The organism is Streptomyces sp. NPDC002776 (assembly GCF_053592195.1).
The window spans coordinates 1-7,635 of record NZ_JBSFVG010000046.1 but is presented as its reverse complement, the minus strand read 5'-3'; the positions used below and the strand labels follow the sequence as shown (position 1 = coordinate 7,635).

General features: G+C 69.0%; 7 protein-coding genes. 4 read left to right on the top strand and 3 right to left on the bottom strand.

Annotated features, from left to right (window positions below):
- Nucleotides 1–80: 80 nt before the first annotated feature.
- The gene (locus ACWD11_RS34915) at nucleotides 81–581 is read right to left on the bottom strand and encodes an ATP-binding protein (RefSeq protein WP_389421665.1); all 501 of its coding nucleotides are present in this window, start codon (nucleotides 579–581) and stop codon (nucleotides 81–83) included.
- Nucleotides 582–717: 136 nt separating this feature from the next.
- On the opposite strand from ACWD11_RS34915, the gene ACWD11_RS34910 reads away from it, so the two are divergent.
- Nucleotides 718–1,017 (top strand): helix-turn-helix transcriptional regulator, encoded by a 300-nt coding sequence (locus ACWD11_RS34910; RefSeq protein WP_451287914.1) that lies wholly within the window; start codon nucleotides 718–720, stop codon nucleotides 1,015–1,017.
- 103 nt (nucleotides 1,018–1,120) lie between these two features.
- On the opposite strand, the gene ACWD11_RS34905 is transcribed toward ACWD11_RS34910, so the two are convergent.
- On the bottom strand, nucleotides 1,121–1,414 hold the full coding sequence (locus ACWD11_RS34905; RefSeq protein ID WP_451287912.1) for a hypothetical protein: 294 nt from the start codon (nucleotides 1,412–1,414) through the stop codon (nucleotides 1,121–1,123).
- A gap of 1,537 nt (nucleotides 1,415–2,951) precedes the next feature.
- On the opposite strand from ACWD11_RS34905, the gene ACWD11_RS34900 reads away from it, so the two are divergent.
- On the top strand, nucleotides 2,952–3,530 hold the full coding sequence (locus ACWD11_RS34900; RefSeq protein ID WP_451125488.1) for a hypothetical protein: 579 nt from the start codon (nucleotides 2,952–2,954) through the stop codon (nucleotides 3,528–3,530).
- A gap of 278 nt (nucleotides 3,531–3,808) precedes the next feature.
- Here ACWD11_RS34900 and ACWD11_RS34895 read toward each other — a convergent pair whose 3' ends face one another.
- Nucleotides 3,809–3,955 (bottom strand): hypothetical protein, encoded by a 147-nt coding sequence (locus ACWD11_RS34895; RefSeq protein WP_389421705.1) that lies wholly within the window; start codon nucleotides 3,953–3,955, stop codon nucleotides 3,809–3,811.
- Between the two features lie 733 nt (nucleotides 3,956–4,688).
- Here ACWD11_RS34895 and istA point away from each other — a divergent pair.
- Complete coding sequence (gene istA / locus ACWD11_RS34890) at nucleotides 4,689–6,227, top strand: IS21 family transposase (RefSeq protein ID WP_451287910.1); 1,539 nt, start codon at nucleotides 4,689–4,691, stop codon at nucleotides 6,225–6,227.
- Nucleotides 6,227–7,018: an IS21-like element helper ATPase IstB gene (istB, locus tag ACWD11_RS34885; protein ID WP_389421701.1), complete on the top strand. Its 792-nt coding sequence runs from the start codon at nucleotides 6,227–6,229 to the stop codon at nucleotides 7,016–7,018. The genes istA and istB overlap by 1 nt, the downstream gene beginning before the upstream one ends.
- Nucleotides 7,019–7,635 lie beyond the last annotated feature (617 nt).

Below are 7,635 nucleotides of genomic sequence, written 5' to 3'. Positions count from 1 at the left end.
GCCACGAGCTGGCAGCAGCCTGATAGCCACACCCGGCACCCCTGGGCGATCCAACCCTACGAATGGCTCGATCAACCCGATCAAGAAGGTAGAGCAGCCTGAAGGTCACATGGCTTGGTGGCCGGCGGCGTCCCCGCCGGGGTCGTCGGCGAGTAAACGGCTGCGGTGATCCGCTTGCCCACCGGCTCCCGGTGGACGCAGAAGGTCTGGGACACCGCCATGACGATCTCCAGTCCGCGCTGCCCCAGCCGCGTCGGGTCGGTGGCCTGCACCGATGGCGGGTCGCTGCTGCTGTCCCACACGCTGATCTGGACGGCGCCCTCAACGATCTGCAGGTCCAGCAGGCAGGGGCCCGGCGCGTATTTGCGGGCGTTGGTGACCAGCTCGCTCACGACCAGTTGCACCATGCCCATTGCCCTAGCCGACACTGGCAGCCCGTGCTCGGCCTGCACGGAGGTGAGGAAGTCACGGGCCATATACCGGGCCTCGGCGATATCCGCGCTGCCCTCGAACGCGGTGCAGGCCGCGATCCGACGCTCGGAAAGCGGCTCCTGGCCCTCATTTTGGGCAGCAGCATCCATGGGCCCGCCTCACTTCCGAAGCGCCGTTGCCCACCCCGCCTACCCCCGGAACCTGGCAGTAGCCCTCTCAGAAGAAGCTTGTTTCCGGAAAATACTTGCGGGTATTCACTGCCGTGGGCGAAGGGACGGGCAGATCATGGACGAGCAGACCGGGAAGTGGGGCTTCCTCACCAAGCACGCACGCGTGCTGCTGGTGCTAGCGCAAGATTCTGACGCCCGTCTTCGCGACATCGCCGCCGCCTGCCACGTCACCGAGCGAACCGCCCAGAGCCTCATCGCCGCCCTGGAACAGAGCGGCTACCTGAGCCGCGAGCGGGCGGGACGGCGCACGCGCTACATCCTGTGCCGGGACGCCATGCTTCGCCATCCGGCGGAGGCACACGTGCCCGTCCAGGAACTAATGGAACTCTTCACCCCGCAGGACAGCCAGCACTGAAAGTGCAACGGTTTCCGACTGCCGCGACCACAGTTGCGGAGCGTGCTCGTCGCCAAGGCACCCAGCCGCTGGGCATCGGCTCCGGCCGCGTCCAGGTCACCCCTCATCCCTTCCACCCGCCCTGCGCCACTGGCCGCAACCCCCGTAGCTCCGGGCACTGGCAGGCGACCTGGACGCCGTACTGGGTGGGGAACCACACCCGGGTCCGTCCGGCCTGCGGCAGCGTGATCCGGTCGATGAGGCCCTCACTGCGCAGTGTGGCCAGCCGACGCCTCGTCTGCTCGATCCGCACCCTGGGCGCGATCAACAGGTGCATCTGTTCCGTGGCGGCCATCCGGTACTGCACCAGCACCGCCAACAAACGCCAGCCGGTCCCCGCCACCCGCGTCCACATCACACACCACGGCCTCTCCCGCTTCGTAACTGTGCGGCACCGACTCATCCGGTGCCGCGCGTACAACGAAGCGCAACAGCCGCCCCCGACCAGGACTGCGACCACGAAGGCCCGACCACGGTCACGGTGCGACAACACCGCCCCCGACCAGGCCGACAACCCCGCCGACAGCCACTCGTCCGCTCGCGGCATCCGTCCGTAAATCTGCAGGTCACCACCGCTTTTCCTGCCATGGTCGGCAGCTCGACATCCCCTCTACGCCCCCCAGACCTCGCCCCACAGCAGGAAAGGAAAAGGGTGGGGGTGGGACAGCTCGGCCGGGCGGCGGGCGAGGCTATCGGGCGCCCCCTAGGTGTCCTCGCGCGACGGCGGGGCCGCGCGCGCCGCCCCGTGTCCACTCGCTCGGCGGAGCACGGCGGGCTGAGGGCGGGGCGCTGGTAGGGCGGCACGGCAAGACCGAGGAAGCCCTCGTGCAAGCCCGCGCCTGACACGGCGTGGGGTGCCACGCCGACCCCGGCATGGCCGACCACCACGCGGCACCATGGAGCCGGCCCTTCAGACTGAGCCGGGCGGGGTCCGTGGCAGCCTGCGGCACCCGGCAATCGGATGATGCGGGTCCTCCGGGGGCCGTGCGCGCTCGGCAGAGCCGACGGTGGAGCGCGTACGAACGCGCGGTGAGCCGGCCCGGGAGGGCGAAGAGCTCGGGTAGGCCCTTGAGACGGTCATTGATGTGCCCCGTCTCGTCCGCGGCTTACGGCCGGGCTGGTGTCGCCCCACCGGTCCGGCGGCATCGGGTACACGAGGTCGATGAACGCCGGAGAAGAGGGACCACCGCCCACGGATGTACCGACGCTGATCGGCGAGATCGTGCAAGCCGTCCGGGACGGCGATGATCCGCGTATCCGGGTGCTGCTCGGGCTCCTGGCCCAGCGGGCGGATGCTGAAGCACTCCTGTTGCTGCGCGCTCAGCTGAACGAGGACGTGTCCCCAGCTCCACGCTCGGCACGCCGACGGGAATGATGCCCGGTGGCCGGTGACGCGGCACGCGTGCGTACCGTGTGGCCGGTTTTCGGGCCGTGCAACGTGAGCCGCGGCAGAGCGCTCCTTTTCGCGACTGGCTTGGCAGCGAGCTGTTGATGGGGATGCTTTGGCAAAGCGAGGGTGTCGCGTTTCGACGGCGAGAGCTATGGAGCACCAGGGGGAAGACGTTGTGGACCAGTCGGCACTTGGTGGGATAGGCGACCGAGGGAATGCTGTCCGAACTTCTTGATGGCGTCGGTGGTCTTGGTGGCGGTCATGGCCGTGTCCTTTTCGAGATCGTCGGCGGATGCCAGGGGCAGCCAAGGGCGCACGGGCGGGTGTGCCCCTGTAGGGGGGCGCGCTCGTCGGGGCGGTGCGCGCTCCTCCTTTCGGGCCATGGCCGGGCCCGGGCAGGGTTGGGACGGTGGTGCGGCACGGTCGCCCGGCCGGCGGCGTACGCGCTACGCCTGCTGTAACAGGCGACGGCTCTCCCGTGACTCCCGGCAGAAAGGCACATGTGATGCGGTTCCCCACGCGTGGCGGGATACGGAAGTACGGTGCGCTCACCGCGAGTGCTGCCGCCTTCATCGCTCTCGGGCTGACGCCCACCGCCCAGGCCGCCCCGGCAGCTTTGGCCGCGGGCGCGAGTCAGCAGGCTGCCCTGCTGGAGTGCCCCGGCTACGAGACCACCTCCTACAAGCCCGGCCTGACACTGTTCCCCCGGCAGGTCGCCCTGTCCGCCGACGGCGCCATCGGCCCGTGCCTGGGCCTGCCGCCGGACCACACCAACGGCACCATCCTCTTCACCGGCAACGGAGAACTGTCGTGCACCACCGGCAACTCCACCGGCAACGGCCGGATCAACTGGACCAACGACCAGACCAGCTCCAGCACCTTCGACTTCACCGCCGGAGTGGGCCTGCGCCCCGGAGGCGACTCCGTCCTGGTCCTCACCGGTGAGATCAAGTCCGGTGACTTCCAGGGATCGACGATCATCATCGAGATCGTCCTGGCCGCCGCACCCACCCAGACCCTGGAATGCGCCACCACCGACGGCCTTGACACATCCTCGGGCCTGGTCAACCTGCAAATCATCTGAGCGACCGCTTCGGCGGCCGTGGAGGGCTGACTTCCTCTGCCTGGCTGTCCCTGCCCCCCTATTTTGTTGCTGAGCCGGGGAGGTGGGGCGGGTGTGCGGGCCCGGCCCTGCAGGGGGAGGGGGCGGCTGCTGTGTTCAGTTTTGGTCCAGGTGGTGTGCGGCTGCCGGACCGGGCGGGGCCCAACCACGGCCGTCCGGTCCGGCAGCCGCGCGGCGGGTGGCCTGTGCAGGACTGGGGCTCATGGGGTCGGCCACGGCGGGCGGTGGGCGAGCCGCTCCTATTCCCGGTCCGCGCTAACGGGCACCATGCGGCGGGCGGCCGCCCAGCGGGCGGCGAGTTCGCCGAAGATCAGAACCCTGCCAGGGCTGGGCGTGACGGCCGTAGTGGTCGCCGGCGGGGCGGGCGGCATCAGCAGCATCGTCATGGAAAGGTCAACGCTCCAGCCCTCGTTCGGTCACCCGGTCAGCAGCCAGGGCAGCCACCATGGCCCCGCCCCTGCCCCTGCAGCCGATCCGGAGCGCGCAGACAGCGGCAGGCGGGGCAGAAGCCTCCGCCCGGCCCTGGAGATGACCGCGGCCGCACACTCACGGGTGGTCCTGGACATCGCCGGGGCCACCTCCGGTGACCCACCTTCCTCGACCTGCTCCGGCGTCTCCGGAACCAGGCCCGGCTGCGGATCGCTGGCGCACCTGGGCAGGCGCCGGACCTGCTCGAGATGACCGGTAGGTATCAAGTCCTGCCCCTCTACCCGGACCTGGTTGCTGCCGTGCCGGCCCGGACCTCAGGGCGCCTGTTCTCACGGGAGTTCGCTGCCAGTCTCGCTCGCCTCGGTCGTCAAGGCCCGCCGGGTCTTCGGCCAAAGCCATGAGGAGATCGGCGGAGACGGATCCCGCGGGGGTGCCTATTCCGCAGGGGTGTCTACGGGGTCACACAGCGACCAGAAGCGTACATCGGCGTTGGCGACGGGCCACGGCCGCGGATGACCGGGACTCTGGGCATGGGGATCTTGGCGCGCACAGGCAACGGTGACGGCGGCCATGAAAAGCTCCCCGTAGGTGGCCACTTACCGCCCCACTGATGGCCACGGGATTCCCCACGTACGGCCAGATATCTCCCCGCTCGCTATGGACGCATCCCGCTCGGCGAGGCTCGGGCGGGTGAAGAACAGCAGGGAGATCATGGAGATCCTTGAGGCGTACGACCTCACGGGCAGTTACCGCGCCGCGGCCGAGCTGACCGGCGTCGACCACCACACGGTGGCCCGGTATGTGAAGATGCGGGCCGCCGGCCAGCATCCCGACCAACGCCGTCACCGAGCCCGCGCGATCGACGACTATCTGCCGAAGATCGAGGAACTGGTGGTCCGTTCGCAGGGCAAGATCCGCGCGGACGTGGTGCACAAGAGGATCGTCGCGATGGGCTTCACCGGCGGGGAACGCACCACCCGCCGCACCGTCGCCGAGGCAAAAACCCAGTTCAGGGCTGGTCGACGGCGGGTCTATCGGCCGTGGGTGACCGAGCCGGGGCTGTGGATCCAGTACGACTACGGCGACGGGCCGACCATCGCCGGCCGCAAGACCATCCTGTGGTGCGCCTGGCTGGCCTGGTCCCGGTTCCGGATCGTGATCCCGATCTGGGACAAGACGCTGCCGACGGTCACCTCGTGTCTGGACGCGACGTTCCGCCGCATCGGCGGAGTGCCGGCCTACGTCCTGACGGACAACGAGAAGACGGTCACCAACGATCACGTTGCCGGGATCGCGGTCCGCAACCCGGAGATCGTCGAGGTCGCCCGGCACTACGGCACGACCATACGCACGTGTCTGCCCGCAGACCCGGAGACCAAGGGCGGTTCCGAGGCGACGGTTCGCATCGCAAAGGCCGATCTGGTGCCGAAGGACGTCAACCTGCGCGAAAACTACAAGACCTTCGGTGAACTGGAGGCGGCCTGCCGGGCGTTCTGCGACGAGGTCAACTCCCGCACCCACCGGGCGACCCGGCGCAAGCCCGTCGAGCGGCTCGCAGAGGAACGACAGCGGCTGCACCCCCTGCCCAGACGGCCGTTCACCGCCGCGTTCGGCACCACCCGGAGGGTGAACTGGGAGTCCACGATCTCGGTCGACGGGGTTCGCTACTCCGTTCCGCACCAGCTGATCGACAACCGGGTCTGGGCCCGCTTCCACGGCGACGAACTGATCGTCACCGCGGTCGGCGAGGACGGCTCGGCCCGCGAGGCCGCCCGCCACCGCCGCGGCCAGCCGGGCACCCCGGTCCTGGACGACGCCCACTACCCGCCGCGGGAGAACAAGGAGAACGACCGCACCCCGAAGCCCACTTCAGCAGAGGAAGCTGTCTTCCTCCAGCTTGGTCCCGGGGCAGCGTCCTGGCTGGTCGAAGCAGGGGCGGCCGGGGTCCGACGCGTCAAGGCGAAGATGGCCGAGGCCGTCGCCCTGTCGAAGCTCTACTCGGTGGCCGAGGTCGACCGGGCGCTGGGCACCGCCGCGGTCACCGGCCGGTTCGCGGACAAGGACCTGCTGTCCATCGTCGACTACCAGGCCACACGCGAGCACACCGAACCCGCCCGCCGCAGCGAGGAACACTCCCTGCAGCCCGGAACCTCCGCCTGGTCCTCCTTCGGCCTGCCCACCCAGCCCGCCTCCGACGTCTCCGAGTACGACGAAAGCGATCGCGCCTGATGGCCACCCCACTTCGCACCGTTCCCGGCACCAACGGCGACCCGCTCGCCGAGGCCATCGAGCTGACCCGGCGGCTCAAACTCCCGCACCTGCGGCGGGTGTTGGCCGACCTGATCCCCACCGCCAAGGCACAACGCTGGGACCCGGCCGAGGTCGTCCGCGTCCTGCTGGCCGAGGAAGCCGCCGGTCGAGACCGGGCCAACCTCCACACCCGCCGCAAGCGGGCGGGTTTCCCCACCGGCAAGACCTTCGGCGACTGGGACGAGACCAAGTCCGCCATTCCCCGCCCCACCCAGGACGCCCTCAAGTCCTTGGAATGGATCGGGCGGCGGGAGAACTTCTGCATCTGCGGGCCCTCGGGAACGGGCAAGAGCCACTTCACCGAGGCCCTCGGTCAGACCGCGGTCGAGGCCGGGCTGACCGTCTCCTGGTTCACCATCGAGGACCTCGGAGTCCTGGTCCGCCGACACCGCGCGGACGACTCGATCGCCCGAGCCCTCGCGAAAATCATCCGCTCGGATCTGATCATCGTCGATGACATCGGTCTGCTGCCGGTCTCACCGGACGCGGCCGAAGGCTTCTACCGCTTGGTCGATGCCGCCTACGAACGACGCTCGATCGCCGTCAGCAGCAACCTCCACCCCTCCGGATTCGACGAGATCATGCCCAAGACTCTGGCCACGGCGACGGTCGACCGGCTCATGCACCACGCTCATATCGTCGTCACCCAAGGTGACAGCTACCGGCTCACCCAGGCCACCAGCGGACAGGGAGTGAAACCCTTCAGCTGACCCGACCGACCCGAGGGCGGGAAATTATCTGGCCGCCAGCGGGGACGCCACGATGGCCGCCAGCGGGGCGAACTCCTGGCCGCCTATGGGGAGAACGAAATGGCCGTTGACAATCTCCAGCAGATCACCGACCGTGCCGGTGGCGTCGAGGGGACAGAACGCGCCCCTGGATACGTGCGGCGCAGGCCACGCGGCGTGCGCACCTGAACGGCCGTACCGCAGAGCCATTGCGGACATTCGGCTTCGGCTGCCTGCCGTCCCCGCCGTAACTGAGTACCTTCACAAGCCCCCTTCACCCCCGCGTGAGAACACAGGCAGGCAAGGAGGAGGGGTGTCGGACAGGCCTGGATTTCGGCCCGGATGATGCGGCCGGTGCCCAGGTGCAGGGAGCCCCGACGCTGGCGACCTATCCGGTTGGGCACCTCCAACCCGATGAGTGGCAGTGGCAGCATGGAGCGGGCCTTTCAGAGGTGGCTTGCCGCCTCGATGTGCGCCTTGGTGGCGTCGGTGATGAAGTCGCCGCTAGTAGGGCTTGGTCAGCTTCGTTTGTGAGTGGCGTGTCTGTTGGGCTGTTGGTGTCGTTGTGATGGTGTGACACCTGGTGAGATGGCCGAGGT

Coding starts and splice junctions, on each gene's coding strand:
- ACWD11_RS34900 (WP_451125488.1), top strand. CDS start 2,952: ATGCGGTTCCCCACGCGTGGCGGGATACGGAAGTACGGTGCGCTCACC.
- ACWD11_RS34915 (WP_389421665.1), bottom strand. CDS start 581: ATGGATGCTGCTGCCCAAAATGAGGGCCAGGAGCCGCTTTCCGAGCGT.
- ACWD11_RS34910 (WP_451287914.1), top strand. CDS start 718: ATGGACGAGCAGACCGGGAAGTGGGGCTTCCTCACCAAGCACGCACGC.
- istB (WP_389421701.1), top strand. CDS start 6,227: ATGGCCACCCCACTTCGCACCGTTCCCGGCACCAACGGCGACCCGCTC.
- ACWD11_RS34895 (WP_389421705.1), bottom strand. CDS start 3,955: ATGACGATGCTGCTGATGCCGCCCGCCCCGCCGGCGACCACTACGGCC.